This window comes from Mycobacterium kubicae (genome assembly GCF_015689175.1).
Taxonomy (GTDB): domain Bacteria; phylum Actinomycetota; class Actinomycetes; order Mycobacteriales; family Mycobacteriaceae; genus Mycobacterium; species Mycobacterium kubicae.
Window position 1 is genome coordinate 4,764,334 of sequence record NZ_CP065047.1, and the last position, 25,552, is coordinate 4,789,885.

Sequence of the window (25,552 nt, forward strand, 5' to 3'; positions counted from 1 at the left end):
GGAGAAAAATGGAAATCTCATTCTCGTCGGTCGTGCTGACTGCCATGGGTGCCGTCGCGGGTGTCCGAAGCTCTACGATTTGGCCATGTCGCTTGAGGTGGGCCAGGTTTTTGCCGGGTACACGATCTTGCGGGTGCTCGGTGCCGGTGGCATGGGCAAGGTGTATCTGGCCACACACCCGCGGTTACCGCGCGAGGACGCACTCAAGGTGCTGCCCGCCGAATTCACCGACGACGCCGAATACCGGGCCCGGTTCACCCGCGAAGCCGACCTGGCCGCCAGCCTGTCCCACCCCCACATCGTGTCCATCCACGACCGCGGCGAACACGACGGACAGTTCTGGATCTCCATGGACTACGTCGCAGGCACCGACGCCGCCCGACTCCTGGCCGAGCGCTACCAAGCCGGCATGCCCGCCGACGAAGTCGCCGCCATCGTCACCGCGGTGGCCTCCGCCCTGGACTACGCCCACCACCGCGGCCTGCTGCACCGCGACGTCAAACCAGCCAACATCTTGCTCACCGACCCCGACGCCCACGCCCGCCGCATCTACCTGGCCGACTTCGGCGTGGCCCGCCGCATCGACGACTCAGCCAAACTCACCGCCACCAACGTCGCCGTAGGCACCGTGGCCTACGCCGCCCCCGAACAACTACGCGGCCACACCATCGACGGCCGCGCCGACCAATACGCCCTGGCCTGCAGCGCCTTCGAACTGCTGACCGGCACCCCGCCCTACACCGACCCCAACCCCACCGTCGTCATCGCCCAACACGTCAGCGCCCCACCACCTTCCATCGCCGCCCGCCGACCCGAACTCGCCCACCTCGACCCCATCTTCACCACCGCACTCGCCAAAGATCCCAACGACCGCTACCCCACCTGCACCGACTTCGCCACCCAACTCACCACCCACCTCGACCCCCACCGGCGTGATCTGGCGCTCGGCCTGCACGCCAAGGAAACCCAGCCCGCGATACCCATCACCACACTCGACCAACCCGCGGCCGTGACGCGATCGCGACGCCCAGCCGTCGTCATCGGCGCACTCGCCGCCGCCGCGTTGCTGATCATCGCCGGGGTCATCACCGGAGTCACGCTCACCCAGTCGCGGCACCGAGCCGGCACCGCCAGCACGCCCACCGCGCCCAGCGCGCCCGCCACGGTGCCTCACAAGACCGCGCCGCCGAGCACCAGCGGGCCGTTCACCGGTACCTACCGCGCCGACTTCGGTCCCGTCACCAATCTCGACGGCGACCAAGGTGCCAACGCCGTATCGTCATCGGGCACTTATGGGGTGCGCTCGATGTGTGGCGGGGCCGGGTGCATCGCGACGGCCTCGCGCCTGCGCGGCGAACGGGCCTTCGCGTCGTCGTTGGTGTTCGACCAAGTCGGGGAACGCTGGTTGGCCGTCGGCCTGACCACCAGCCCGTGCCGGGATTCCGCCGGCGAGATCTGGGAGGTCTTTTCCCTGCAACCCCATCCCGACGGCACGCTCACCGGGGAACACACCAGGACCGCTCGCAACAACTGCCAGGAGAAGCGCACGGTTACCTTCACCCGCACCGGAGACCTCGACATCACCCTTCCCGACCCGGCGACCCTGCCACCGCGGGTGGTGTCCCCGGCCGAGGCGCTGCACGGCCGCTATCAGTTGACCCGGACGTTCGCCAACGGCGGCCCGCAACCGTTGGGAAACTCCGCCATCACGACCAACTGTTTGCGCACCGGTGAGCGGTGCATGAGTTACTTCCACTCCAAATCCGGTGATGTGCCACTGGTTTTCGCGGCCGGGGCGTGGACGTGGGACGACTCGACCAACGGTCAGTGCCCGGACGGCAGCCCGGCCAGCCTGAAAGCCACCGCGCAGTTTCCGCTGCCTGCGCCGGTGCAAGACCCGGTGCCGACGTTGACCGGACACGGCCACTGGACACAGACCGGGGCGTGCGCGGTGAGCCTCGATTTCGACGAAACATTCACGCGCACAAGCGACTAGCCGCGGTCCCCGCGCGCCTACCGATCACAACTTTGTCGCTGGCCTGAGTTGGCCGTCGGCGTTTAGCATTCACGCCATGTTGCTTCAGCCGGGCCAGGTTTTTGCCGGGTACACGATCTTGCGGGTGCTCGGTGCCGGTGGCATGGGCAAGGTGTATCTGGCCACGCACCCGCGGTTACCGCGCGAGGACGCGCTCAAGGTGCTGCCCGCCGAATTCACCGACGACGCCGAATACCGGGCCCGGTTCACCCGCGAAGCCGACCTGGCCGCCAGCCTGTCCCACCCCCACATCGTGTCCATCCACGACCGCGGCGAACACGACGGACAGTTCTGGATCTCCATGGACTACGTCGCAGGCACCGACGCCGCCCGACTCCTGGCCGAGCGCTACCAAGCCGGCATGCCCGCCGACGAAGTCGCCGCCATCGTCACCGCGGTGGCCTCCGCCCTGGACTACGCCCACCACCGCGGCCTGCTGCACCGCGACGTCAAACCAGCCAACATCTTGCTCACCGACCCCGACGCCCACGCCCGCCGCATCTACCTGGCCGACTTCGGCGTGGCCCGCCGCATCGACGACTCAGCCAAACTCACCGCCACCAACGTCGCCGTAGGCACCGTGGCCTACGCCGCCCCCGAACAACTACGCGGCCACACCATCGACGGCCGCGCCGACCAATACGCCCTGGCCTGCAGCGCCTTCGAACTGCTGACCGGCACCCCGCCCTACACCGACCCCAACCCCACCGTCGTCATCGCCCAACACGTCAGCGCCCCACCACCTTCCATCGCCACCCGCCGACCCGAACTCGCCCACCTCGACCCCATCTTCACCACCGCACTGGCCAAAGACCCCAACGACCGCTACCCCACCTGCACCGACTTCGCCACCCAACTCACCACACACCTCTATGAGGACACCCGCATCACTCAACCGGCGATCGCGATCACCGCGCCCGTCCAGCGCGCACCGCATCGCAAGCGGTTGACGCAGCGACCCGCCGTCGTGATCGCTGCACTGGTTGCCGTCGCGTTGGTGGTCATCGGCGCTGTCTTCGCCGGCGTCCGGCTCAATCAGTCGCACGATCGTGCGACCCCTGCCCCACCGACGGTGACCACCACCGCCGCCCCTCCACCCACCAGTACCGCTGTCGCGGCACCCGCCACGCCCCCGCCCCCGCCACTGCCGGCGTTCACCGGCACCTACGCCGTCGAGTTCGGCCCGCTTACCGATCTCGACGGCAATCCGGGTGGTAACGGCAAATCAATAACGCTCACCTACGGCCTGCGCTCGGCCTGCGGCAGCACCGGGTGCGTCGCCACGGCGGCCCGCCGCGACGGCGATCCGACGCTGGCGGCCACGACGGTGTTCGACCAGATCGACGGAAACTGGGTCGCCGTATCCCTGAGTTCCGACCAGTGCCAGGGGACCCGCGCCGAGTTCTGGCAAGTCTTCGTGGTGCACCCCGCGCCCGACGGCACCCTCACCGGCGAATTCAGCCGCACCAGCGGGAGCACCTGCCGGGACAAACGGACCGTCACCTTCACCCGCACCGGTGATGTCGACGTCAACACGGTCGCCGATCCGGCCGGCGCGCCACCCCGGGTGACGTCGCCGGCCGCCGCACTGCACGGCCACTACCGCGTCGTCAGGTCGTTCAGCTCCGAACAGCCCAGGCAGACCGGTGAGTCCAACGTCGTCACCCAGTGCCTGCGCACCGGAGAACGCTGCATGAGCTACTTCCACGGACGCGCCGGAGACTCACCACTGCTCTTCGCCAATGGGATCTGGACGCTGGACACCGAACAGGACTACCGCTGCCCGGCCGGTGGCACAACGCATTTCAGTGTCATCGCCCAGTTCCCGTTGCCCGCTTCGGCCGACGATCCGATAACCTCGCTGATCGGGCACGGCCACCAGGAACAAACGGGGGCCTGCGCTGTGAACACCGGCTTCGAGCAGACGTTCACTCGCATCGGTGATTAGCGTGCGGCGCTGATCACCTCGACAGAAGGAGACGACCATTCCCGTCACTGTGATACTCGAACTCAAGATCAAGCCGGACTCGGTGGCAGCGGCCCGCGACCTGATGGGCCGCGCGCTGCAGGACACCCGCGCATTCGACGGGAATCTGCGCACCGACGTGCTCGTCGACGACACCGACGAGGGCCACTGGCTGATCTACGAAGTGTGGGAAAGCGTCGAGCACGACGAGGCCTATCGCAAGTTCCGCGCCGGGGAGGGTCGCCTGACCGAGCTGCCGCCTTTGCTCGCCGCGCCGCCCGCCAAGACGCGCTACATCGCCACCGACATCTGAGCGCTTAGGTCCGCGCCCTGGGCTCACGTTCAGCGTCGAGTGTGAACCCACGGCATCGAGCGTGAGCCCACGGCGTCGACTGTGAGCCCACGGCCCAGAGTGTGAGCCCCACGGCGTCGAGTGTGAACCCACGGCGTCGAGCGTGAGCCCACGGCGCAGAGTGTGAACCCACGGCGTCGAGTGTGACCTCACGGCGTCGAGTGTGAGCCCACGGCGCAGAATCGGCGAAATCCCCGCCCTGACAACACAATCAAAACCGTGGGCTCACACTCGACGCAAATCAGCACACCCGACACGCGATCCGCACACTCGACGGCCGATCAGCACCACCGCGATCAGCTCAACGCGGGAATGACCTCGCGTTCGAACAACTCGATGCCGGAACGGTCGTAGGCCGCCTCGGGGAAATAGCAGATCGCGTACTCGCAGCCCAGGTCCCGCACCTTGGCGATCCGCTCGATGATCTGCTCGGTGGTGCCGGTCGCCGACTCCGGTCCGCTGCCCCCGGCGATCATCGCATCCGCCACCGCCTCTGGGACGTATCCGACCATCCGGTCGCGCACGCGCTGCAGTCGATCCTGCACGTCTTCCTCCGACGTGCCGACCAGCGCGGTGAAGTTCGCCGAGCGCACGATCGCGTCGAAGTCGGTGCCCACGTCGCGGCAGTGCCCCGCTAGCACCTCGGATTTATGTGCGAACGCCGCAGGCTCCGGCGTGAAGTTGGTGTACTGGGCGTACTGCGCCGCTATCCGCAGCGTCACCTTCTCCCCACCTCCGGCGATCCACAACGGAATCCCATTGTCCTGCAACGGTCTTGGCTCGACGATCGCCCCGTCCACCTGATAGTGCTTGCCGCCGAAGGAGACCTTGCCGTCGCGCCAGGCGTCGCGCATGATCTGCACGCCCTCGTCCAGCCGGCCCAGCCGCACCCCCGCCGACGGGAAGCCGTAACCGTAAGCGCGCCATTCGTGTTCGTACCAACCGCCACCGATACCCATCTGTACACGACCGCCGGAGATGATGTCGGTCGTCGCCGCCACCTTCGCCAGGTACACCGGATTGCGGTAACTCATCGCCGTGCACATCTGGCCCAGCTTGATCCGTGAGGTGGTGGCAGCGTAAGCCGCCATCAACGTCCACGCCTCATGGGTGGCTTGATCCGTCGGCAGCGGGACGGTGTGGAAATGGTCGTAGACCCACAACGAATCCCATGCGCTGCGGTCGGCATAGGTGGCCAGATCGCGCATCACCGCCCACTGCCGCTCGGGTTCGATGCCGACGAGATCCATTCGCCAGCCCTGGGGGATGAAAAGACCAAAGCGCATAGCCGCACTCTAACCGCGGCTCCTACGCCGAACGCCAAAAGCCCCCGAAACCACGCTGTTTCGGGGGCCTTCGCGTCTGCGCGGGGCAGATCTAGGTCAGCGAATCCGGAGGCAGGAACCGGTCGCCGTACTTCTGCGCCAACTCTTTGGCGCGGGCGACAAAGGCTTCCTTGCCGGTCCCGCCCGGACCCTCGTAGCCGACGATGTACTGGGCGCTACCACCGGTCCACGGCGGATAGCCGATGCCCATGATGGACCCGATGTTGGCGTCGGCGGTCGACGTCAGCACGCCCTCGTCCAGGCACTTCTGCGTCTCGAGCGCCTCGGCGAACAGCATCCGGTCGATCATGTCCTGCAACGGCGGCTCCGAGCTGCCCGACTTGAAGGTCTCCCGCAGACCGGGCCACAACCCGGACCGCTTGCCCTCGGGGTACTCGTAGAAGCCGGCGCCCTTGAGCCGTCCGGACCGTCCCAGCTCGATCATCTTCTCGACGACGGCTTCAGCCGGGTGCGGCTCGTAGGTGCCGCCGGCATCCTCGACGCCCTTGCGGGTGGCCAGGGCGATCTTGTGCATCAGCTCCAGGTTGAGCTCGTCGGACAGCTGCAGCGGGGGCGCGGGGTACCCGGCCTGCGACCCGGCCTGCTCGATGCTGGCCGGCTCCACGCCCTCGCCGAGCATCGCCAGCGCCTCGTTGACGAAGGTGCCGATGACTCGGGAGGTGAAGAAGCCGCGGCTGTCGTTGACGACGATCGGGGTCTTGCCGATGGCCAGGGTGTAGTCGAACACCCGGGCCAGCGCCTCGTCAGATGTCTTCTCGCCCTTGATGATTTCGACCAGCGGCATCTTGTCGACCGGGGAGAAGAAGTGAATTCCGATGAAGTCCTCTTGCCGCTTGACGCCGGTCGCCAGACCGGTGATCGGCAGCGTCGAGGTGTTGGACCCCAACACCGCGTTGGGCTCGACGATGTCTTCGATTTCCTGGAACACCTTGTGCTTGAGGTCCTGGTTCTCGAAGACCGCTTCGACGACGAAGTCCACGCCCTTGAGGTCGGCGGGGTCGGCCGTCGGGGTGATGCGGTCCAGCAGCGCCTTGGACTTCTCCTCGGTGGTGCGGCCCCGCTCGAGCGCCTTGGCTTCCAGCTTCTCCGAGTAGCCCTTACCCTTCTGAGCCGCCTCCATGCTGACGTCCTTGAGCACGACGTCGTAGCCGGCCTTGGCCGAGACATAGGCGATGCCGGCGCCCATCATGCCCGCGCCGAGCACACCGATCTTGTTGATCGGCGTCTTGCCGATCCCGTCCGGACGCGATTCGCCGGAGTTGATGGCCTGCAGGTCGAAGAAGAACGCTTGGATCATGTTCTTGGCGACCTGGCCGGTGACCAGTTCGGTGAAGTAGCGGCTCTCGATGCGGCTGGCGGTGTCGAAGTCGACCTGCGCACCCTCGACCGCAGCGGCCAGGATGGCCTTCGGCGCCGGCATCGGCGCGCCCTTGATCTGCTTGCGCAGCAGCGACGGGAATGACGGCAGGATGCTGGCCAGCGACGGCGACGACGGGGTGCCGCCGGGCATCTTGTAGCCCTTCTTGTCCCACGGCTGCTCATGAGCGTCCGGGTTGGCCTTGATCCACGCCTTTGCCGCCGGGACCAGCTCCTCGACCGTGGGCAGCAGCTCGTCGATCAGGCCCAGCTCCTTGGCCTTGGCCGGCTTGAAGCGCGTCCCCTGCGACAGGATGTTGACGAACGCGTTCTGGATGCCGAACATGCGCACCGTGCGGGTGACGCCACCCGCGCCGGGCAGCAGTCCCAACGTCGCCTCGGGGAAACCGAACTGCGAGCCCTTGACGTCGGCCGCGATGCGGTGGTGACAGGCCAGCGCGATCTCCAGGCCGCCGCCGAGCGCAGCGCCGTTGAGGGCGGCCACCACCGGCTTGCCCAGCGTCTCGAGGGTGCGCAACTGCTTCTTGACGTTCTCGACCAGGTCGAAAGCCTCACCGGCGTTCTCCGGGCCGATCTGGATCATGCTCTTGACGTCGCCGCCGGCGAAGAAGGTCTTCTTCGCGCTGGTGATCACCACGCCGGTGATCGAATCCTTCTCGGCGACAAGGCGATCCACGGCCTTGCCCATCGACTCGATGTAGGCCTCGTTCATGACGTTGGCCGAGCCGGACGGGTCGTCCAGCGTCAGCGTGACGATGCCGTCGTCGTCCTTGTCCCACTGAATGGTGTTGTCGGTCATGCGGTCACACCCTCTCGATGATCGTCGCGACGCCCATGCCGCCGCCGATGCACAGCGTGACCACCGCGCGTCGGGCGTTGCGGCGCTCCAGCTCGTCGACCATGGTGCCCAGGATCATGGCGCCGGTGGCGCCCAGCGGGTGGCCCATCGCGATGGCGCCGCCGTTGACGTTGAGCTTCTCGTCGGGGATGTTCAGGTCCTTCTGGAACTTGAGCACCACGGACGCGAAGGCCTCGTTGAGCTCGAACAGGTCGATGTCGTCGACGGTCAGTCCCGCGCGGTCGAGCACCTTCTGGGTGGCCGGCGTCGGGCCGGTCAGCATGATCGTCGGCTCGGCACCGGTGGTGGCGGTGGCCACGATGCGCGCCCGCGGCGTCAGGCCCTGCGACTTGCCGGCGGCTTCGTTGCCGATCAGCACCAGCGCGGCGCCGTCGACGATGCCGGAGCTGTTGCCGCCGGTGTGCACATGGTTGACCTTCTCGACCCAGTGGTACTTCTGCAGCGCCACGTCGTCGAAGCCGCCGAGCGCGGCCAGCCCCTCGAAGGCCGGCTTCAACTTGGCCAGGCCCTCCATGGTGGTGTCCGGGCGCATGTGTTCGTCGTGGTCGAGGATCAGCAGGCCGTTCTGGTCGCGCACCGGCACGACGGACTTGGCGAAGTACCCGCCCGACCACGCCTCGGCGGCCTTCTGCTGGCTACGCAGCGCGTAGGCGTCGACGTCGTCGCGGGAGAAGCCCTCGATGGTGGCGATCAGGTCCGCGCCGATGCCCTGCGGCACGAAGCCGACGTCGTAGTTGGTGACCGGGTCCAGCGCCATGGCGCCCCCGTCCGAGCCCATCGGCACCCGGCTCATGGACTCCACACCACCGGCCAGTACCAGGTCGTCCCAGCCCGAGCGCACCTTTTGCGCGGCGGTGTTGACGGCCTCGAGGCCAGAGGCGCAGAAGCGGTTGAGCTGCACGCCGCCGACCGTGTCGGGCATGCCGGCGGCCAGCACCGCGGCACGGGCGATGTCCCCGCCCTGGTCACCGACCGGCGAAACGACGCCCAGGATGACGTCACTGATCAAGTTCTCGTCCAGGTCGGGAAAGCGCTTGCGCAACTCGTCGATGAGGCCGACAACCAGGCTCAGGGGTTTGACCTCGTGCAGCGAACCGTTGCGTTGCTTGCCACGGGGAGTGCGGATGGCCTCGTATACAAAGGCTTCTTCGGACATGTCGATTTCCTGTTCACAAATGTGGGGTTCGGATCCGTATTCAAGGGTAGGTCCGGTACGAGCACACTAACAGCAGCCCCGGCCAACCTGTTGGTTGGCTACCGTTTGCCCAGCTCAGCGGCCCCGAAGACGCAACGGTCGGCTGTTAGCAACTTGTCGCCGGCGGCGCCACTGGCCCAGGTGACCAAGCCGTAAGCTCGTCTGCCATGACGGTGTCGCGCCTGCAGCCCTACGCGACGACGATCTTCGCCGAGACGTCGGCGCTGGCCGCCCGGATCGGCGCGGTGAACCTCGGGCAGGGCTTCCCCGACGAGGACGGACCGCCGGCCATGCTCCGGGCGGCCCAGGAGGCCATCGCCGACGGCGTCAACCAATATCCCCCGGGTTTGGGCATCGCTCCGCTGCGCCAGGCCATTGCCGCGCAACGCCGGCGCGCGTTCGGCGTCGAGTACGACCCGGACACCGAAGTGCTGGTGACCGTCGGCGCGACCGAGGCCATCGCCGCGGCGGTGCTGGGGTTGGTCGAGCCGGGCTCGGAGGTGGTGCTGATCGAGCCGTTTTACGACTCCTACTCACCGGTGGTCGCGATGGCCGGCGCACAGCGGGTGATCGTGCCGCTGGTTCCCGACGGCCGCGGCTTCGCCCTGGACGCCGACGCGCTGCGCGGTGCGCTGACGCCGCAGACCCGGGCGCTGATCGTCAACACCCCGCATAACCCGACGGGCGCGGTGTTGAGCGCATCCGAGCTGGCGGCCATCGCCGAGATCGCGGTGGCCGCGGACTTATTGGTGATCACCGACGAGGTGTATGAGCACTTGGTTTATGACGGGCACCGACACCTGCCGCTGGCGACGTTCGAGGGCATGGCCGAGCGAACGGTGACCATCTCGAGTGCCGCCAAAATGTTCAACTGCACCGGCTGGAAGATCGGGTGGGCTTGTGGGCCAGCACATCTCATCGCCGGGTTACGCGCGGCCAAACAATACCTCAGCTACGTGGGCGGGGCGCCCTTTCAGCCGGCGGTCGCGCTGGCGCTGCAGACTCAGGACGCCTGGGTGTCCGAACTGCGCAACACCCTGCAGAAGCGGCGCGATCGGCTCGCGTCGGGATTGACCGACATCGGCTTTGCGGTGCACGACAGCCACGGCACCTATTTCCTGTGCGCCGATCCGCGTCCGCTCGGTTACGACGACAGCACCGCGTTCTGCGCAGCGCTTCCCGAGAAAGTCGGCGTGGCGGCCATCCCGATGTCGGCGTTCTGTGACACCGCCGTACCGCAGTCCAGCGTGTGGAATCACTTGGTGCGGTTCACCTTCTGCAAACGCGACGAGACGCTCGACGAGGCGATCCGGCGGTTGGCGGCGCTGCGCGACGACCCTAGGTAGCAGGTCCCAGCACGCGTCGGCGCAGTCCGTCGGTGGCGGCCTCCAAGATTCTCTTGCGAGCCTTGTTCACCCAGAATTCGGGCAGCGGCGCGTTCGGTTCGACCGTGAGGGTGAACCGCACCCGAGTCTTGTCGTCGCCTTCGCGGATCAAGTTGTACTCGCCGTGCTGGCCGCGTTGCTGCGCGGTCTTTTGCGCATCCCAGACCACCCAGTCAGGGCCCCAGTGGTATTCGACCAATTCCGTGTCGATGATCCCGGTGACCTTGATGGTGACTTTGACGTGGAACGGGCGTCCATCGGGATGGGTGTCGATGACTTGACATTTCTTGTGCACCGACGACCAGGACGGCACCGCGTCCATGTCGGCCAGCGCCTCCACTATGACCTCGGGAGGCGCTTCAATGACGATCTCGCGGGACGCTTGGACGGCCATTGGTACCAAGTTAACCCCGGGACCGCCGCAGTTGCAGGCAGGCCGCGCCTAACGGCTACCGATTCACTGGGCCGGCAGTCGGTACATCCGGATCATCGTCGGCGGGGGGTTCCGGGTCGCGCCATTCCTCTGCGCGGGTCGGCCGGTTTCCCTGCATGTAGCCCTGCAATTCGTGCTTGAGTTCCTCGTCAACCCGGGGATTGAGCTTCGAGTTTCCGCGCTCCATCTACCTTGCCTTTCTCACGTCCCTCAACGAGTCGGTTTCAGCGGGTCGTGACCTATGGTCATCAACCGGTGCCGCCAGTCCTCGGAGCCAGCGGTCGGCTCCATCTCGTCACTGCGTTCGGCGTGGATTCGGTCGACGACCTTGCGCATGATCCGCTCGTCTTCCTCATCGAGGTCGACGCGTCGCTTTTGCAGGACCTTCAACACCCCCCGCCCCGTCTTCGTCCCGGCCCGATCGGGAAGTTCCTCGGCGCCTTCTTCGGCGGACCGCGTGCGCAGCCAGTCGGACAGCTCACGCGAGGACATGTTCACCACCCGGTGGAATTCCTCCCACAGCGCCGGATCCACCTCGACATGCCTGCTCACCGAACCGCCTCCCCTAGCGCACTTGAGCTGTCGGCTACCCGGGGAATGGAAGGGTTAATCCGATACGGCAGAACCGCCGTCTTGCTCGACCCACTTGCGCAAACCTTCGGTGGCCGCGTCCAGGACCGCCTGACTGGTCCGCTTGACGATGAAACCGGGGATAGGGCCCGACGGTTCTACGGTGATGTCGAACCGTACCCGCGATTTGTCCAGACCCTCGGGTTTGACGGTGTATTCGATGTGCTGTCCGTGTTGCTGAAAGGTCTTCTCGGCATCCCAGCACACCCAATTCGGTCCCCAGTGGTATTCCAAGATCTCGTTGTCGACGATGCCGAGGATTTTGACGGTGGCCTTCACGTGATGCGGCCGACCGTCGGGATAACAATCGAGGACTTCCACTCGCTTGTGCACCGGAGACAATTGGGGCAAGGCGCCGACGTCTTGCAGCGCCTCCATGATTTTCTCCGGCGGCGCATTGATCACAATTTCTCGCGATGCTTGGACGGCCATCACAGCCAAGCTAGCAATGCCGCACTCGGCGTGTACATGCTTGGGCCGAATACGTTGTCACCAGCCAACTTCGGTAAGCGGTGTGGTGGCAGCCGGTGGCCGGCCGACCGGCCCGGACGGGGTGCGAGAGAACCGCGGTGCGGGTGCGGCCTGCTCGACACCATGGGCGGTGATCACCGTTGATCGCGCGATCAGATGCCCGTCCGCGGCGGCTTCGGTCCACGTCAGTACCGGCGTGACGCACGCATCGGTGCCGGCGAAGACCTCGACCCATTCGTCTCTGGTCCGGCTGGCGAACCGTTCGGTGAAGATGTCGCGCATGCGCGAATACGACGCCACGTCAAGCTGATTGGGTATCTGTTCGGAGTCCAGCCCCAGTCCGGTGAGCAACGCCGCGAAGAACTGCGGCTCGATGGCGCCGACCGCCAGGTACTTGCCGTCGGCGGTTTCATAGCAGCGGTAGAACGGGGCACCGCCGTCGAGCAAGAAGGATTCGCGCCGGTCCCGCAGCGCGCCAGTGGACTTCATCGTCCACATCATCTGTGCCAGCACACTCACGCCGTCCACCATCGCGGCGTCGATGACCTGGCCCTTGCCCGAGCGCTCTCGCTCGTACAGGGCGGCCGTGATGCCCAGCAGCACCAGCATGGAACCGCCGCCGAAGTCGGCGACCAGATTCAGCGGCGGCAGCGGTGGCCGGTCGGCGTAACCGAGCGCGGACAGCGCACCGGTCTGCGACAGGTAGTTGATGTCATGGCCCGCGGTGGCCGCCAACGGCCCGTGCTGTCCCCATCCGGTGATGCGGGCGAAGATCAAGCGCGGGTTGACTGCCGCGCAGTCGTGCGGACCGATGCCCAATCGCTCGCACGTCCCGGGCCGGAAGCAGTCCAGCAGCACGTCGGCCTTGGCCGCGAGATCGAGCAGCGCCTGCGGCTGCGCCTTGACGTCCAAGTCGACGATCCGCTTGCCCCGGTGCAGCAAGTCGCGATCCTCCGACGGCATCGGGGCTGATCGGGGGCGGCGCACCCGCACCACGTCGGCACCCAGGTCGGCCAGCATCATTCCCGCATGTGGGCCGGGCCCGATGCCGCCGAGTTCGATGACCTTCACCCCGGTCAGGGGCCCCCCGCTCGGCACGGCGACTAGTGACCCTTCTTCACCTTCAGCACCCGCTCCCGCAACGCCTTGCTGGCGGAGTCGATGGTTCCTTTGACGGCCCGCTTGAGCACGAAGCCGGGCAACGGCACGTTCGGGTCGATGCTGATCTCCATCTTGACCAAGGTGTTGTCCCCCTTGGGAACCAAGGTGTACTTGCCCTCTTGCGACTTCTGCTGGCCGGAACTGACCAGCGTCCAGGTCACCTCGTTGTCGCCCCAGGTGTAGGCCACCACCTGTTCGTCGGTGATCCCCGCCGTGCGGACCTTCATCCTGACTTCGCTGGGCCGCCCGTCGTCACCTGTGGTGAGGATTTCGGCGCTTTGATGCGGCTCTGACCAGTCGGGCATCGCCTCGAAATCAGCGATGACATCCAGGATCTCCTCGGGACTGGCTTCGATGACGATGTCGCGCGACTCTTTGATTGCCATGGCCCGCACCATAGCGAAACAGCGTCCCAGCCGGAATAGGTTTGAGGCGTACCGTCATGATCGTGACCGATGCTGCGTCTGCGCTGGCCGAACCCGTGTACACCGTCGGCGACTACCTGCTCGACCGCCTCGTGGAACTGGGCGTCTCGGAGATCTTCGGGGTACCCGGGGACTACAACTTGGCCTTCCTCGACCACATCGTCGCCCACCCGCACCTGCGGTGGGTAGGCAGTGCCAACGAGCTCAACGCCGGCTATGCCGCCGACGGCTATGGGCGGCTGCGCGGAATGTCGGCTGTGGTAACAACTTTCGGTGTCGGTGAACTGTCGGCGGCCAATGCCATCGCCGGCAGTTACGCCGAGCATGTGCCGGTGGTGCACATCGTGGGCGGCCCGTCCAAAGACGCTCAAGGCACCCGGCGCGCACTACACCATTCGCTGGGCGATGGAGACTTCGAACACTTCTTCCGCATCAGCCGCGAAATCACCTGCGCGCAAACCAATCTCATGCCCGCGACGGCGTGCAGGGAAATCGACCGGGTGCTCTCGGAGGTCCGAGAGCAAAAGCGGCCCGGCTACATCCTGCTGTCCAGCGACGTAGCGCGCTTCCCCACCGAACCGCCCGAGTCCCCACTGCCGCGCTACACCGGCGGCACCAGCCCGCGCGCGCTGGCGCTGTTCACCCAGGCCGCCACCGAACTCATCGGTGAGCATCAGTTGACGGTGCTCGCCGACTTGTTGGTCCATCGCCTGCACGCCGTCAAGGAGTTGGAGGCGTTGCTGACCGCCGACGTGGTACCGCACGCCACCCTGATGTGGGGTAAGAGCCTGCTCGACGAGAGCTCACCCAACTTTCTGGGCATCTATGCCGGGGCGGCCAGCGCCGAACACGTCCGTGCCGCGATCGAACAGGCGGCCGTACTGGTGACGGCCGGCGTGGTGTTCACCGACATGGTCAGCGGCTTCTTCAGCCAACACATCGACGCCTCCCGCACCATCGACATCGGGCAGTACCAAAGCACCGTGGGCGACCAGGTGTTCGCGCCGCTGGAAATGGGCGCCGCGCTGGGGGCGCTGGCGACCATCCTGACCCGGCGCAACGTCACTTCACCACCCGTGACGCCGCCACCTGCCGAGCCGGCGCCGCCGACGCCGGCGCGTGACGCGCAACTGACCCAGCAGATGTTGTGGGACCGGCTCTGCGCCGCGCTGACGCCCGGCAACATCGTGCTCGCCGATCAGGGCACCTCGTTCTACGGCATGGCCGACCACCGGCTGCCGCAGGGGGTGACGTTCATCGGCCAACCGCTCTGGGGCTCAATCGGTTACACCCTTCCGGCCGCGGTCGGCGCCGCGGTGGCGCACCCGGACCGCCGAGCGGTGTTGCTCATCGGTGACGGCGCCGCGCAACTGACCGTGCAAGAACTCGGCATCTTCTACCGGGAACGGCTGTCCCCGGTGATCGTGGTGGTCAACAACGACGGCTACACGGTGGAACGGGCGATTCACGGAGAAGCCGCTGCCTACAACGACATTGTCCGCTGGAGATGGACCGACGTGCCCGCCGCGCTGGGGGTGACCGAACACGATGCGTTCCGGGCGCACACCTATGGAGAACTCGACGACGCGTTGACCGCCGCCGCGCAACGGCAGGACCGCATGGTGTTCGTCGAAGTCGTGCTGCCTCGTCTGGAAGTCCCGGCACTGCTCGGCCAGCTGGTGGGGTCGTTGTCACCCCCGCCCAACAGCCCGCGTTAGCAGTCAGATCACCGGGTCGACCTTGGCCATCTTGAGCTGGTCCCCGTCGCGGGACATGGTGACGACGAGCCGGAACTTTCGCGGGCTCTCCTTGGCGCCGGCAGAGTTCGTCACCTCGGAGGTCGAGGCGACCAGCACGACCGCGGATTCACTGGTCATCGTGTTCAGGTCCACCACGGCGGCCTGCACCGTGCCCTGCTCGATCACCTTCGATTCCGCCACCGTCTTGGTGAATTCGCCTGCATTTCTTGCGAACTCCTCACGGAAGGTGCCGGTTGAGTCCTCGAGAATGCGCCGCACACTTTGCTCGGGATGGTTGGCGTCCAAGGACGTCAATCGCACGACGCCCTGCCGGGCCGCCGCGGCGAACTCGGCCGCCAGCTGACGCTGGTGGTTCGCGGTCTGGTGAACGCGCGTCATCTGCACGCTGGCCCCCACGAAGGCAAGCAGCAGGCCGACGCACACCACAGCGGCCACCGTCGGCAGTCTGCGACGGCTGAGCGGGGTTGGTTGCTCGTCGTCGGGACTGGCGTCGGCGCCGGCAACCCGTTCGGCAGCGCGGCGCAACCGAATTGCCCTAGCCCGGGCATCGAGGGCGACTTCGGCAAGCACCTGCGCTTTGGCGGCCTCTGTCTGCGCGCGGTCGGCCAACGACCGCATCTCCTCGGCGGTGCCGGCGGTTTCGTCATCGTTCACAGCGCCGTCCGATCCGTGTTCGGTGCCGACATGATCGCCCGGATGGTGCGCCGGCAGCGTCCGCAGTCCGCTCCGGCACCACAAGCGGCCGCGACCTCCTTGGTCGTGGAGGCCCCGGCCGAGATGGCGTCCGCCACGGTCTGGCTGGTGATTCCGTTACACAGGCACACGAACATCGAACGATCCGCTTATTCCACCGGCTCGATCCGCATCATTTCCAGGAAGCGGCCGACGAAGACCGGCGGATAAGCGCCCACACCTGCTCCGGTCAGCCAGGGCGCCGCAGCGTCGGGATGGTCGATCCATCGCCGGGCACCGTCCTCGTCCGGGAACTCCTGCAAGATCAGAACTTCGTCGGCGTTGTCGAAAGCCTGGAACACCCACGTCTTGCGAATGCCGGCCGCGGTGAATCTGTCCATCGCATACCGCACTTCGGCGGTCAGCGTGGAGATGTTGTCGACCGAGGCGAACGCGGCCACGACGACGCCGGGGGCCCGGGAAGAGGAAGCCGGTGTGACGATGAACCTCTCGACGATCTCACCGGCGAAGACGGCGGGGATGTCGTCGACGCCCACCGCGTCGAACCAGTCGAAGAAGACCCGCGAGCGAAGCAATTCGACGATCGGCTCCCGGCTATGCACACCGATCATCACCAGCACGCGGCCGTAGTCGTGCGTTGATCCGTAGACCAGGACGTGGTGGGCGCCGATGTCGGCCAGTGCCTTCTTGTTCCGCTCGAGCAGTGGCCACACTCGGGTCGGGTCGGCGACGCGATAGTCCGAGGCGATCACCATCGAGTGCATGTCGTTGCTCATCGGCACAGCCCTTACAGCCGGTCAGATCGGATTGAACGACGAAATCAGCCACTTGTGATCGGCTTTCGTCAGCTTGACCTCGACACTGCTGGAGGTCAACGTCGGCTCTGGTCGGTCCTTGCTCTGGGTGGTTTGGTTGACGAACAGCAGCACGACCGCCGAGTCCGGATGGAATTCCGAAAGCGCGGCGCGCAGCACCACAGCGGTGGTCTTGACGGATCTCATCTTGGCGGCCGGAGCAACGATCTGCTGGGTGAACTGGTCGTAGTAGGACAAGAAGTCGCCGGTCAAACGCGATCTGGCCGAGGAGAAGTCGCGGTCGAGGGTCTCCGGCGAGTACGACAGGACGGCGACCGTTCCCTCGCTGGCGGCCGCGATGGCAACTTTGGCGGCCGCGGCGTCGACTTTACGATCCGGCAGGTAGGTGAAGTACAGCAGCGAACCGAGCAGCGCAAGGGACCCGACGACCGACAAAGTCACCAGGGCGATGAGGACTCGTCCGGACGACAACGCTTTGGCGCGCGCGGCAAGACGGGTGCGCAGACCGGGACGCCGGTCGTCGTCGCTGCGTTCGGCGGATTCGCCCGCGGCCCCCTCGTCAGCTGCCGCGGAATCTTCGGCTGGCGCCGTCGGGTCGGCTACTTCGGTTTCGTCGACGGTCGACGCATCTTCTGCGCTCACGGCACGAACTCGACTTTTGACATCTTGAGCTGGCCGCCGTCTCGGGTCATCGTCACGATCAGCCGATAATTACGCGGATCCTGTTTGGCGCCAGCAGAATTGGTCACCTCGGAGGTCGACGCGACGTACACGACCGCGGAATCGCGCGTCAGCGTATCCAGATCTACCGCCGCGAGTTGCACAGTGCCTTGCTCGACGACCTTGGACTCTTCCACCACCTTGCCGAATTCGTCTGCCGTCTTGAGTAAGTCGTCCCGGAATGAACCGGTGGAGTTGTCGACGATGCGCTGGATGTCGTTTTTGGCGTTCTGAAAGTTCAGGGACGTCAGCGTGACAACGCCTTGGCGCGCTGCAGCGGAGAATTCGGCGACCAGTTGGCGCCGCCGAACGGCGTCTTCGTGATGCTTGATCATGTAGACGCTGCCCGACACCGCGGCGATGATGATCAGCGCGGCAATGCCGGTGAGCACAGTGGACCAGTTGGGGCGTCGGCGCCGGCCGGCAAGCCTGCGCACCTGTGGGCCGGGCTCCTGCGCTGCTTGCGCGGTGTCGTCCCCGGCGTCGCTGTGGTCCCCGCTGTCTTGGTCACTTTCGGCGTCGGTGTCGAGGTCGGTTTCGGTGGCCGTCCCGCTCGGCACCTCGGTGATCTCGACATCCGCAGTTTCTGCTGCGCCTTCGGCGCGTTCGAGGTCTGGTGTCGCTATACCCGAGGCGGCGGAGGCTTCTTGAGTGGTCTGGATTTCTGCTGTGGCCGCGCTCTTTTCGGCCGCTGGGCCTTTTTCCACGCCAAGGTCAGGTTCTGCGGCGAGGTCCTTTTCGGCGGCTTCGGCACGATCGGCCTTGCGGCGTAGGGCGAGAGCGCGAGCCCGGGCCCGCGCCGCGGCGGCGAGGGCTTCGGCTTCAGCAGCCTCCGCCTCGGCCTCTTCGGCCAACGCCCGAATGTCTGCTGCCGTGCCGGAGTCGTCGTCCGGGCTCACCGGCAGGGGTTTCGTTTCAGCAGCGTTCGGGCGGACATCGGGACTCACAACTCGGCGGCCCAGGAAAGCGGCTGCTCGTGACTCAATGTGAAACTCCTCTGCCCCTTGCCCGTCCTTTTGTTCTTCTGCCGATTTATGCGCCGACTCGTGGATGACACCGTGGTCACCGTTGCGCCACCCTACCCGGCAGGAGCGATAACGCCACGATCACGTGCGACGCTCGACTCCCCCCGAATCAACGGCCGCGGAGAACCACGTTATCACTTATCGCCGTGAAACCGTCGTCGTTGCAGGTCATGGACGCGGTAAAGTCGGGACAAGCTGTGAGAGTGTCGTTCTTCATTCCAGAGAACGCTGTCGACCGTTTACCGCAACCGGTCCTTGACCACCTTGCCGGTGGCATTGAGCGGCAGGGCGTCGAGGAACTGCACCGAGCGCGGCACCTTGAAATTCGCCATCCGATCGCGGCACCAGTGGATGAGTTCTTGTGCCTCCACGGCGCCGTTGCGGACGACGAACGCCTTAGCCACTTGGCCCAACCGCTCGTCGGGGACACCGATCACCGCCGCTTGCGCCACGGCTGGGTGGCTCAGCAGGAAACCCTCGATCTCGGCCGGGTAGGCGTTGAAGCCCCCGACGATGAACATGTCCTTCTTGCGGCCGACCACACGCAACCGTCCGGCGGTGTCGAGGTTGCCCAGGTCTCCGGTATGCAGCCAGCCATCGGCATCTATCGCCTCAGCGGTCGCGACCGGGTCGTCGAGGTACCCCTTCATGACGTTGTATCCGCGAACCAAAACTTCACCGTCGTCGGCGATCGCTACCTCGACCCCCTCGCACGGCAACCCCGCGGTGGTGGCCACATCCTCGAAGGAGTCACCGGGGCGAGACAGGGTGACGTTGCCGGCCTCGGTGAGCCCGTAACCGGTCATCAGTGTTCGGAACGGCAGTTCGCTATGGATGCGCCGCACCAATTCGACGGGAATGTCCGCGGCCCCCGTCACGCCGGCCCGCAACGTCGACAATTTCGACTTGTCGCAAACCGTCAGTAACGAGTGGTACAGCGTCGGCGGCCCGGGCAGCATCGTGATGCGTTCGCGCGCAATCAGGTCCACCACCGTGTCGACATCGAAGACTCCGACGGGCACCATCGTCGCGCCGCGCAGGAAGGACGCGACCAGTCCCGCTTTGAGCCCGAAGGTGTGGAAGTAAGGGTTGATCATCAAGTAGCGGTCACCCTCGCGCAGATCCGCCAGCGTCGCCCACTCTTCGTACATCCGCAGCGTCTGGCGATGGTTCATCATCGCGCCCTTGGGACGGCCGGTGGTGCCGGAGGTGAAGATGATGTCCGACGTGTCCGTGCCGCTCACCGCCCGCTCGAAAGGCGAACCGCTGGAAAGAAAGTCCGATTTCAGGTCGATGACGGGTATGCCCGCGGGTGCGGTGTAATCCTGGCCCAGAAACCCTTGCTGGACCAACACCGCCTTCGCGTTACTGCGACCGATGATGTCGCCGGCTTCTTCGGTCTTGAACCGGGTATTGACCGGCACCAACACGCCACCGGCGGTGAGCAGCCCGAACGCCGCGATGACCCACTCCGCGCAGTTGGGTCCCCAAATCGCCACCCGGTCACCCACACCGATACCGAGCTGGGCGAATGCCCCTGCCGCACAGCGTATCCGGTGAACCAGCTCAGTGAAGCTCAAGCGCAGCGAGCCGTCGACCATCGCTTCCGCGTCGCCGAAACGGTCCGCTGCGCTCGAGACCATCTCGGGGATGGTCTGCCAAATCAAACTGGCCGGTTCCTCCTCATCGCGCTTCGCGCTCTGCATCGTCATCGGCCGTCAAACTGGCCGGTTCGCTGACCCGCGTCACACCGTGACGAGCCGACCGAGGTTGCCGCCCATGATCTTCGCCTGGTCGTCGAGGGGCAGGTGCGACAGTGCGTTGATGTAGTAGGTCGGTTCCGCGAGCCCCTCCGGGTGCGGCCAGTCCGAGCCGTACAGCACCTGGTCGACCCCGACGAGGTTGATCAGATCGTCGATGCCCTCCTCGAAGAACGGGCTGACGTAGATCCGGTTCTTCACCATCTCGACGGGGTCGCTCGGGAAGGCTTCCGGTGCCTTGCGGAACACCTCGGCCAGGCCGTCCAGCAGCGGGGTCATCCACTTGGATCCGGCCTCGACGATGGCGACTTTCAGCTTGGGGTGGCGGTAGAGGGCGCCGTGGATCACCCACGAGCCGACCGCGTCCTGGATCGGTCGCCACTCGTTGAGGATGTTCATCGCGTTGGTCTGGAACGGCAGCATCTCCTGGTCGGCACCGTCCCACTCGGAGGTGTACCGGGAGTAGCCGCTGTCGCTGGAGTGCATGCCGACCAGCAGGTCGTGCTCGACGACTCGCTCCCAGAACGGGTCGAACTCGGGCAGCGCGAACGACCGCGGGCCGCGGAATCCGGGGACCGGCGCCGGGCGGATCAGGATGGCGCGGGCGCCACGCTTGACCACCCATTCCAGCTCCTCGATCGCCTTCTCCACGATCGGCAAGGTGATGACCGGGGTGGTGAAGATGCGGTTCTGGTAATTGAAGCCCCAGACCTCGTCGAGCCACTGGTTCAGCGCATGGATCAGGACGTGGATGGCGACCGGGTCGTCGCGCAGCCGCTCCTCGATCAAGCTGGCCAACGTCGGGAACATCAGAGTGCGGTCCAGGCCCAGCTCGTTCATCTTCTCCAGGCGCGGGCCGGGCTCGAAGAACGCCGGGATCGCGCGCATCGGCTCGCCGAACAGTTCGCGTTTGCTCTTGCCGTCCGGGTTGCCGTATTTGAAGTACTCCTCCCAGGCCCCCGGCCGGGCGACCACCTCGAACGTGGGGTTGGGGATGTAGTTGCTGATCACGCCGCGCAGCGCGATCTTGGTGCGCCCGTTGATCTGTACGTACTGGACGAAGTCCTTGTACTCCTTGGGCAAGAACTTGGTGAGCGCCTCCGGCGGCTCGTAGAGATGGTTGTCCGCGTCAAAGAGCGGAAACGGGACGTCCTCCCGATGCGACAGCTGCCCCATGAAATCCTCCTTCGCAATTTCCGAGAATACTATTCTCTTGAGGCGACGGGCCGCAACAAGCACCCGAGAAGGTGCGCTCTGCACCTGACGTGCCTCAGCACTTGACGTTGATTTTGAAAGTCGCGGTCATCGGCTCGTTCGGTTTCTCCGAGTTGGAGCCGTGGGCAGTGCCGGTGATGGTGAACGTGTCATTGCTGAACTGAGTCTTGGCATCGGTTCCGTCGCCTTGGGAGAACATGCCGGTGAAGCCGCCCACATTGCGGATGCGCACTGATCTCGTGTTGGGCGCCTGCGCCTGTTGGTCGACGATGACGGTGGCTCCGGCGAACTTGGTGCCGATGTCGATAGTTCGGACCCACTCCAGTTGAGAGCACTTGACCTGCGACGTCCTCGACTCGGCCTGGTTGACGATCACCGACGCCGTGCTGGCGATCTGCGCTTGCGACGGCGCGCCACCGCCGCACGCGGCGAGGATCAACGTCAGCACCGCGGCGGTCGCGGCCATACCTCGGTCCCGCACTCGGCCACCTCATAGTCATCCGCGGTTGTCGGGTTCGCGAGAACGCTCAGCAGCCATGGACTCTGGGTTGGAACTGTATTGGTGATGTTATTCTCCCGGAAAGAGAATGCCAATATCGGCTGGCCCCGAGGAACTCAGACTCAATGGTCGACTTGGAATTCGATGACGGGCTGGCAGTGCTCACCATCGACCGCCCCCAGGCGCGCAACGCGATCGCCCTGGACACGATGGCGCAGCTGGAGCAGGCACTCGACGCGGCAGCCGGCGCAAGAGCACTCGTCGTCACGGGCGCGGGAGAGCGTGCGTTCGTCTCGGGGGGCGATCTCAAGGAGCTCAGCGCGCTGCGCACCGAACACCAAGCCGCGGCGATGGCCCAGCGAATGCGCGCCATCTGTGATCGGCTGGCGAGCTTCCCCGCTCCGGTGGTCGCCGCACTCAACGGGCACGCTTTCGGCGGCGGAGCCGAGGTCGCCGTCGCTGCTGACATCAGGATCGCCGCCGACGACATCAAGATCGCGTTCAATCAGGTGCAGCTCGAGATCATGCCGGCCTGGGGTGGCGCCGAGCGACTGGCCGCGCTGGTCGGGAAGGGCCGGGCGCTGTTGTTGGCCGGCACGGGCACCGCGCTCGACGCCGCCGAGGCCCAGCGGATGGGCCTGGTCGACCTGGTCTTGCCCCGCTCCGTCTTCGGCTCAGCCGAGCTGGGCTGGCGATCGGTGGCCCGCTCGCTGGCCCGGCGCCCGGCAACCGAATTAAAGCGCGTGATCAGCGGAGTTTCCGCTGAGGAAGCGATAGCATCCTTTGCACGGCTGTGGGTTGCCGACGCCCACTGGGAGGCCGCAGAGCGGGTGATGAACCGCACTGCCAGTGCGCGCCCGGCAACGGGAGGAGCGCCATGATGACCGTCAGGAAGACGCTGGGCATTGGCTTAGCGACGTCGCTGGCCGGGGCGGGCTTGCTGATCGGTGGCGGGCGGGCGCAGGCCGACCCCGAGTTTCACCAAGTCACCTATACCGTCTCGGTGCAAAACGCGACCTACGCCGACATCTATTACCAGGACCAGGACCCCACGGTCTTCTCCGACTACAGCCACAACCCGTACTCGTTCACCCCGAATATCAAGACCGATATCGCGCCGGGCAGGCCATGGGTGCAGCAGGTGCCGCTAGTGAACCCCGATCAGTGGGCGATGGTCACGGTCAGCAGCGGTCGGGAGCCGGGCACCCCCAACTTTCACTGCGACCTGGCGGTGGACGGACGTGTGGTGGTGTCCAGGGACGGCCCCAAGGGTGTGCTCTGCTCGTTGCGGACCTGGTGAACCGGCGGCACGTCCGCGATCGGCGGGGGCTCACCTTCCAGGCGGCGCAGGTAATCTTCCACCAGCTCAATCGTTTCCGCGTGCCCGCCGGAGACGCCGATGGCCTGCTCGAGCACCAGAAACCGCGACACGCTGCTCATCAGCACCGTCCAGACCGCGGCGGGCAAGCCGTCGGTGTCCGCGTTGTAGCGCTGCAGCGCGGTCGTCACCACCTGGCGTTGCTCGTCGCGAAACCGCTCGGCGTAGAAGGCAATCTCCGCGCGCATCTCTTTACGGTGATTGGCCAGCGCCATGAACTCCATCGAGATCCGGGCGAAGCCGGGGTCGGTGCCGAATCGCCACAGCGCCCACAACGGTTGCGGGGACTCCAACAACCGGGCCTGCACGCGCAGACCTTCCTCGGCGCGGCGCCGGAAGACGGCAAGGAAAAGCTCTTCCATCGTGCGGAAGTAGTAGTGCACCAGCTGCGGCTTGAGTCCGGCCTTGCTCGCCAGTCGACGGGACGTCACTGCGGCATAGCCCTCGTCAAGCATCAACCGTTCGGCCGCGTCGAGCAGCAGGCCCCGGTTCTTCGCGTCCGGCGTCCCGATCCTGCGCGCCGATGTCATGCCCAGACTCCGTACTTTCGACCGTCAACGCCCTCATGCCGATGGTAGCCAGATCGCCGCGGTAACCCGCCTCGCCGACCTGAGCGCCTTCTTGACCCTGACATTACCGCCATGCTAAGCAAGTGCTCAGCTTAGTAAGAACTCGGATGGCTCGCGGCGTCAACTCGCAACGGCAAGGCATGAATTCGGGCACTATCCGAACAATTCCGGGTTAGGTCTGGCATCGGGAGGTACGCACATGACCACCGCATACGATTCGATCGACTTCTTCACCGATCCGTCTCTGGTGCCGGATCCGCATCCCTACTTCGACTATCTGCGTAGCCAGAGCCCGGTATTGCGGCTGCCGCATTACGGGGTGGTCGCGGTCACCGGTTACGACGAGGCCACCGCCGTCTACAAAGACACCGACTCCTTCTCGAACTGCGTCGCGCTGGGTGGCCCCTTCCCCCCGTTGCCGTTTCAGCCCGACGGCGACGACATCAACGCTCAAATCGACGAGCATCGCGAGAAGTTCCCGATGTACGAGCACATGGTCACCATGGACCCGCCGGACCACAGCCGTGCCCGCTCGATACTGAGCCGGCTGCTGACACCGAGTCGCCTCAAGCAGAACGAGGAGTTCATGTGGCGCCTCGCTGATCGCCAACTCGACGAGTTCCTCGACAACGGGCAGTGCGAGTTCATCAGTGAATACGCCAAACCCTTTGCCACGCTGGTGATCGCCGACCTGCTCGGCGTCCCGGAAGCCGACCGCAATGACTTCCGCGTCGTCCTGGGTGCCGATCGCCCGGGCCGCGTCGGAGCGCTCGATCATCAGTCGGTGGGGGTCAATCCGCTGGAGTGGCTGGACGAAAAGTTCTGCGCCTACATCGAGGACCGGCGCAGCAACCCGCGCGAGGACGTCCTGACTTCGCTGGCGACGGCCAAGTACCCGGACGGCTCCACACCAGAGGTCATCGAGGTCGTCCGGTCGGCCACCTTCTTGTTCGCCGCCGGGCAGGAAACCACCGCCAAGCTCCTCACCGCCGCGATGCGAGTGCTGGGTGACCGACCGGATCTGCAGCAACGGTTGCGGGACAACCGCAACCTCATCCCCAACTTCATCGAGGAGTCACTGCGGATGGACAGCCCGGTCAAGAGCGACTCCCGCCTGGCCCGCAAGTCGGCCACGCTCGGTGGTGTCGACATCCCCGCCGGCACCGTGGTGATGGTGCTGCCCGGTGCGGCCAACCGCGATCCACGCCGGTTCGACGATCCGCACGAATTTCGTATCGATCGGCCGAATGTGCGTGAGCACATGGCTTTTGCCCGCGGTGTGCATTCCTGTCCGGGGGGACCGCTGGCGCGGGTGGAGGGGCGGGTCTCCTTGGAACGCATCCTGGATCGGATGGGCGACATCACCATCAACGAAAGCAAACACGGACCGGCGCACGACCGCCGGTACATCTACGAGCCGACGTATATCCTGCGCGGTCTCACCGAATTGCACATCACCTTCACGCCGCAAGCAGCGCCCTAG

Annotated in this window: 25 protein-coding genes; 8 read left to right on the forward strand and 17 right to left on the reverse strand. The window is 65.9% G+C overall.

What is annotated here, in order from left to right:
* Positions 1-85 precede the first annotated feature (85 nt).
* From I2456_RS28940 to I2456_RS22230, 3 genes are all read left to right on the forward strand, one after another.
* Positions 86-1,996: a serine/threonine-protein kinase gene (locus I2456_RS28940; protein WP_085074025.1), complete on the forward strand. Its 1,911-nt coding sequence runs from the start codon at positions 86-88 to the stop codon at positions 1,994-1,996.
* A 76-nt stretch (positions 1,997-2,072) separates the two neighbouring features.
* Complete coding sequence (locus I2456_RS28945; RefSeq protein WP_163703903.1) at positions 2,073-3,983, forward strand: serine/threonine-protein kinase; 1,911 nt, start codon at positions 2,073-2,075, stop codon at positions 3,981-3,983.
* A 37-nt stretch (positions 3,984-4,020) separates the two neighbouring features.
* Positions 4,021-4,314 carry a putative quinol monooxygenase gene (locus I2456_RS22230; RefSeq protein WP_085075321.1) on the forward strand — a complete coding sequence of 98 codons (294 nt, stop codon included), beginning with the start codon at positions 4,021-4,023 and terminating at the stop codon, positions 4,312-4,314.
* A gap of 335 nt (positions 4,315-4,649) precedes the next feature.
* Here the strand turns inward: I2456_RS22230 and I2456_RS22235 are convergent, their stop codons facing one another.
* From I2456_RS22235 to I2456_RS22245, 3 genes are all read right to left on the reverse strand, one after another.
* A complete protein-coding gene (locus I2456_RS22235) occupies positions 4,650-5,639 on the reverse strand; it encodes an LLM class F420-dependent oxidoreductase (RefSeq protein ID WP_085075322.1) in 990 nt (329 codons plus the stop codon).
* Positions 5,640-5,730: 91 nt separating this feature from the next.
* Complete coding sequence (locus I2456_RS22240) at positions 5,731-7,875, reverse strand: 3-hydroxyacyl-CoA dehydrogenase NAD-binding domain-containing protein (protein WP_085075323.1); 2,145 nt, start codon at positions 7,873-7,875, stop codon at positions 5,731-5,733.
* Between the two features lie 4 nt (positions 7,876-7,879).
* Positions 7,880-9,091 carry an acetyl-CoA C-acetyltransferase gene (locus I2456_RS22245; RefSeq protein ID WP_068030941.1) on the reverse strand — a complete coding sequence of 404 codons (1,212 nt, stop codon included), beginning with the start codon at positions 9,089-9,091 and terminating at the stop codon, positions 7,880-7,882.
* A gap of 206 nt (positions 9,092-9,297) precedes the next feature.
* On the opposite strand from I2456_RS22245, the gene I2456_RS22250 reads away from it, so the two are divergent.
* Complete coding sequence (locus tag I2456_RS22250; protein WP_085075324.1) at positions 9,298-10,476, forward strand: pyridoxal phosphate-dependent aminotransferase; 1,179 nt, start codon at positions 9,298-9,300, stop codon at positions 10,474-10,476.
* On the opposite strand, the gene I2456_RS22255 is transcribed toward I2456_RS22250, so the two are convergent.
* From I2456_RS22255 to I2456_RS22275, 5 genes are all read right to left on the reverse strand, one after another.
* Positions 10,469-10,909 (reverse strand): SRPBCC family protein, encoded by a 441-nt coding sequence (locus I2456_RS22255; RefSeq protein WP_085075325.1) that lies wholly within the window; start codon positions 10,907-10,909, stop codon positions 10,469-10,471. The two genes, I2456_RS22250 and I2456_RS22255, sit on opposite strands and share 8 nt — an antisense overlap.
* A 249-nt stretch (positions 10,910-11,158) precedes the next feature.
* Positions 11,159-11,500 (reverse strand): DUF3140 domain-containing protein, encoded by a 342-nt coding sequence (locus I2456_RS22260; protein WP_068030949.1) that lies wholly within the window; start codon positions 11,498-11,500, stop codon positions 11,159-11,161.
* Between the two features lie 54 nt (positions 11,501-11,554).
* Entirely contained in the window at positions 11,555-12,010 is a 456-nt protein-coding gene (locus tag I2456_RS22265) for an SRPBCC family protein (protein WP_085075326.1), read from the reverse strand.
* A 57-nt stretch (positions 12,011-12,067) separates the two neighbouring features.
* Positions 12,068-13,147: a CaiB/BaiF CoA transferase family protein gene (locus I2456_RS22270; RefSeq protein ID WP_085075327.1), complete on the reverse strand. Its 1,080-nt coding sequence runs from the start codon at positions 13,145-13,147 to the stop codon at positions 12,068-12,070.
* A gap of 5 nt (positions 13,148-13,152) precedes the next feature.
* Positions 13,153-13,596, reverse strand: a complete 444-nt coding sequence (locus tag I2456_RS22275; protein WP_085075403.1) for an SRPBCC family protein — start codon at positions 13,594-13,596, stop codon at positions 13,153-13,155.
* Positions 13,597-13,652: 56 nt separating this feature from the next.
* Between I2456_RS22275 and I2456_RS22280 the strand changes: the two genes are divergently transcribed.
* On the forward strand, positions 13,653-15,353 hold the full coding sequence (locus I2456_RS22280; protein WP_068030957.1) for an alpha-keto acid decarboxylase family protein: 1,701 nt from the start codon (positions 13,653-13,655) through the stop codon (positions 15,351-15,353).
* 3 nt (positions 15,354-15,356) lie between these two features.
* Here I2456_RS22280 and I2456_RS22285 read toward each other — a convergent pair whose 3' ends face one another.
* The 8 genes from I2456_RS22285 to I2456_RS22320 form a co-directional block, all read right to left on the reverse strand.
* Positions 15,357-16,049, reverse strand: a complete 693-nt coding sequence (locus I2456_RS22285; RefSeq protein ID WP_068030962.1) for a hypothetical protein — start codon at positions 16,047-16,049, stop codon at positions 15,357-15,359.
* Positions 16,046-16,225 carry a (2Fe-2S)-binding protein gene (locus I2456_RS22290; RefSeq protein WP_085075328.1) on the reverse strand — a complete coding sequence of 60 codons (180 nt, stop codon included), beginning with the start codon at positions 16,223-16,225 and terminating at the stop codon, positions 16,046-16,048. Before I2456_RS22290 ends, I2456_RS22285 begins: the two co-directional genes overlap by 4 nt.
* A gap of 12 nt (positions 16,226-16,237) precedes the next feature.
* A complete protein-coding gene (locus tag I2456_RS22295; RefSeq protein WP_068030968.1) occupies positions 16,238-16,864 on the reverse strand; it encodes a fatty-acid--CoA ligase in 627 nt (208 codons plus the stop codon).
* A gap of 21 nt (positions 16,865-16,885) precedes the next feature.
* Positions 16,886-17,545, reverse strand: a complete 660-nt coding sequence (locus I2456_RS22300; protein ID WP_085075329.1) for a twin-arginine translocation pathway signal — start codon at positions 17,543-17,545, stop codon at positions 16,886-16,888.
* On the reverse strand, positions 17,542-18,522 hold the full coding sequence (locus I2456_RS22305; protein WP_241007789.1) for a hypothetical protein: 981 nt from the start codon (positions 18,520-18,522) through the stop codon (positions 17,542-17,544). The genes I2456_RS22300 and I2456_RS22305 overlap by 4 nt, the downstream gene beginning before the upstream one ends.
* Before the next feature lie 365 nt (positions 18,523-18,887).
* Complete coding sequence (locus I2456_RS22310) at positions 18,888-20,354, reverse strand: FadD3 family acyl-CoA ligase (RefSeq protein WP_085075404.1); 1,467 nt, start codon at positions 20,352-20,354, stop codon at positions 18,888-18,890.
* Between the two features lie 39 nt (positions 20,355-20,393).
* Positions 20,394-21,584: an amidohydrolase family protein gene (locus I2456_RS22315; RefSeq protein WP_068030978.1), complete on the reverse strand. Its 1,191-nt coding sequence runs from the start codon at positions 21,582-21,584 to the stop codon at positions 20,394-20,396.
* 94 nt (positions 21,585-21,678) lie between these two features.
* A complete protein-coding gene (locus I2456_RS22320) occupies positions 21,679-22,104 on the reverse strand; it encodes a lipoprotein LpqH (protein WP_068030981.1) in 426 nt (141 codons plus the stop codon).
* Between the two features lie 143 nt (positions 22,105-22,247).
* Between I2456_RS22320 and I2456_RS22325 the strand changes: the two genes are divergently transcribed.
* Positions 22,248-23,003 carry an enoyl-CoA hydratase/isomerase family protein gene (locus I2456_RS22325; RefSeq protein ID WP_085075331.1) on the forward strand — a complete coding sequence of 252 codons (756 nt, stop codon included), beginning with the start codon at positions 22,248-22,250 and terminating at the stop codon, positions 23,001-23,003.
* Between the two features lie 56 nt (positions 23,004-23,059).
* Positions 23,060-23,422, forward strand: coding sequence for a hypothetical protein (locus tag I2456_RS22330; protein ID WP_371869970.1), 363 nt, complete (start codon positions 23,060-23,062; stop codon positions 23,420-23,422).
* Here I2456_RS22330 and I2456_RS22335 read toward each other — a convergent pair.
* Positions 23,338-24,030 (reverse strand): TetR/AcrR family transcriptional regulator, encoded by a 693-nt coding sequence (locus I2456_RS22335; protein WP_068030991.1) that lies wholly within the window; start codon positions 24,028-24,030, stop codon positions 23,338-23,340. The two genes, I2456_RS22330 and I2456_RS22335, sit on opposite strands and share 85 nt — an antisense overlap.
* A 238-nt stretch (positions 24,031-24,268) precedes the next feature.
* Here I2456_RS22335 and I2456_RS22340 point away from each other — a divergent pair, with 238 nt between their 5' ends.
* Positions 24,269-25,552: a cytochrome P450 gene (locus I2456_RS22340; protein ID WP_068030994.1), complete on the forward strand. Its 1,284-nt coding sequence runs from the start codon at positions 24,269-24,271 to the stop codon at positions 25,550-25,552.

What these genes read in the sequence shown, in the direction of transcription:
- I2456_RS28940 (WP_085074025.1), top strand. Translation starts at nt 86, where the DNA reads ATGTCGCTTGAGGTGGGCCAGGTTTTTGCCGGGTACACGATCTTGCGG.
- I2456_RS28945 (WP_163703903.1), top strand. Translation starts at nt 2,073, where the DNA reads ATGTTGCTTCAGCCGGGCCAGGTTTTTGCCGGGTACACGATCTTGCGG.
- I2456_RS22235 (WP_085075322.1), bottom strand. Translation starts at nt 5,639, where the DNA reads ATGCGCTTTGGTCTTTTCATCCCCCAGGGCTGGCGAATGGATCTCGTC.
- I2456_RS22240 (WP_085075323.1), bottom strand. Translation starts at nt 7,875, where the DNA reads ATGACCGACAACACCATTCAGTGGGACAAGGACGACGACGGCATCGTC.
- I2456_RS22245 (WP_068030941.1), bottom strand. Translation starts at nt 9,091, where the DNA reads ATGTCCGAAGAAGCCTTTGTATACGAGGCCATCCGCACTCCCCGTGGC.
- I2456_RS22250 (WP_085075324.1), top strand. Translation starts at nt 9,298, where the DNA reads ATGACGGTGTCGCGCCTGCAGCCCTACGCGACGACGATCTTCGCCGAG.
- I2456_RS22255 (WP_085075325.1), bottom strand. Translation starts at nt 10,909, where the DNA reads ATGGCCGTCCAAGCGTCCCGCGAGATCGTCATTGAAGCGCCTCCCGAG.
- I2456_RS22265 (WP_085075326.1), bottom strand. Translation starts at nt 12,010, where the DNA reads ATGGCCGTCCAAGCATCGCGAGAAATTGTGATCAATGCGCCGCCGGAG.
- I2456_RS22275 (WP_085075403.1), bottom strand. Translation starts at nt 13,596, where the DNA reads ATGGCAATCAAAGAGTCGCGCGACATCGTCATCGAAGCCAGTCCCGAG.
- I2456_RS22280 (WP_068030957.1), top strand. Translation starts at nt 13,653, where the DNA reads ATGATCGTGACCGATGCTGCGTCTGCGCTGGCCGAACCCGTGTACACC.
- I2456_RS22290 (WP_085075328.1), bottom strand. Translation starts at nt 16,225, where the DNA reads ATGTTCGTGTGCCTGTGTAACGGAATCACCAGCCAGACCGTGGCGGAC.
- I2456_RS22295 (WP_068030968.1), bottom strand. Translation starts at nt 16,864, where the DNA reads ATGAGCAACGACATGCACTCGATGGTGATCGCCTCGGACTATCGCGTC.
- I2456_RS22310 (WP_085075404.1), bottom strand. Translation starts at nt 20,354, where the DNA reads ATGCAGAGCGCGAAGCGCGATGAGGAGGAACCGGCCAGTTTGATTTGG.
- I2456_RS22315 (WP_068030978.1), bottom strand. Translation starts at nt 21,584, where the DNA reads ATGGGGCAGCTGTCGCATCGGGAGGACGTCCCGTTTCCGCTCTTTGAC.
- I2456_RS22325 (WP_085075331.1), top strand. Translation starts at nt 22,248, where the DNA reads ATGGTCGACTTGGAATTCGATGACGGGCTGGCAGTGCTCACCATCGAC.
- I2456_RS22335 (WP_068030991.1), bottom strand. Translation starts at nt 24,030, where the DNA reads ATGACATCGGCGCGCAGGATCGGGACGCCGGACGCGAAGAACCGGGGC.
- I2456_RS22340 (WP_068030994.1), top strand. Translation starts at nt 24,269, where the DNA reads ATGACCACCGCATACGATTCGATCGACTTCTTCACCGATCCGTCTCTG.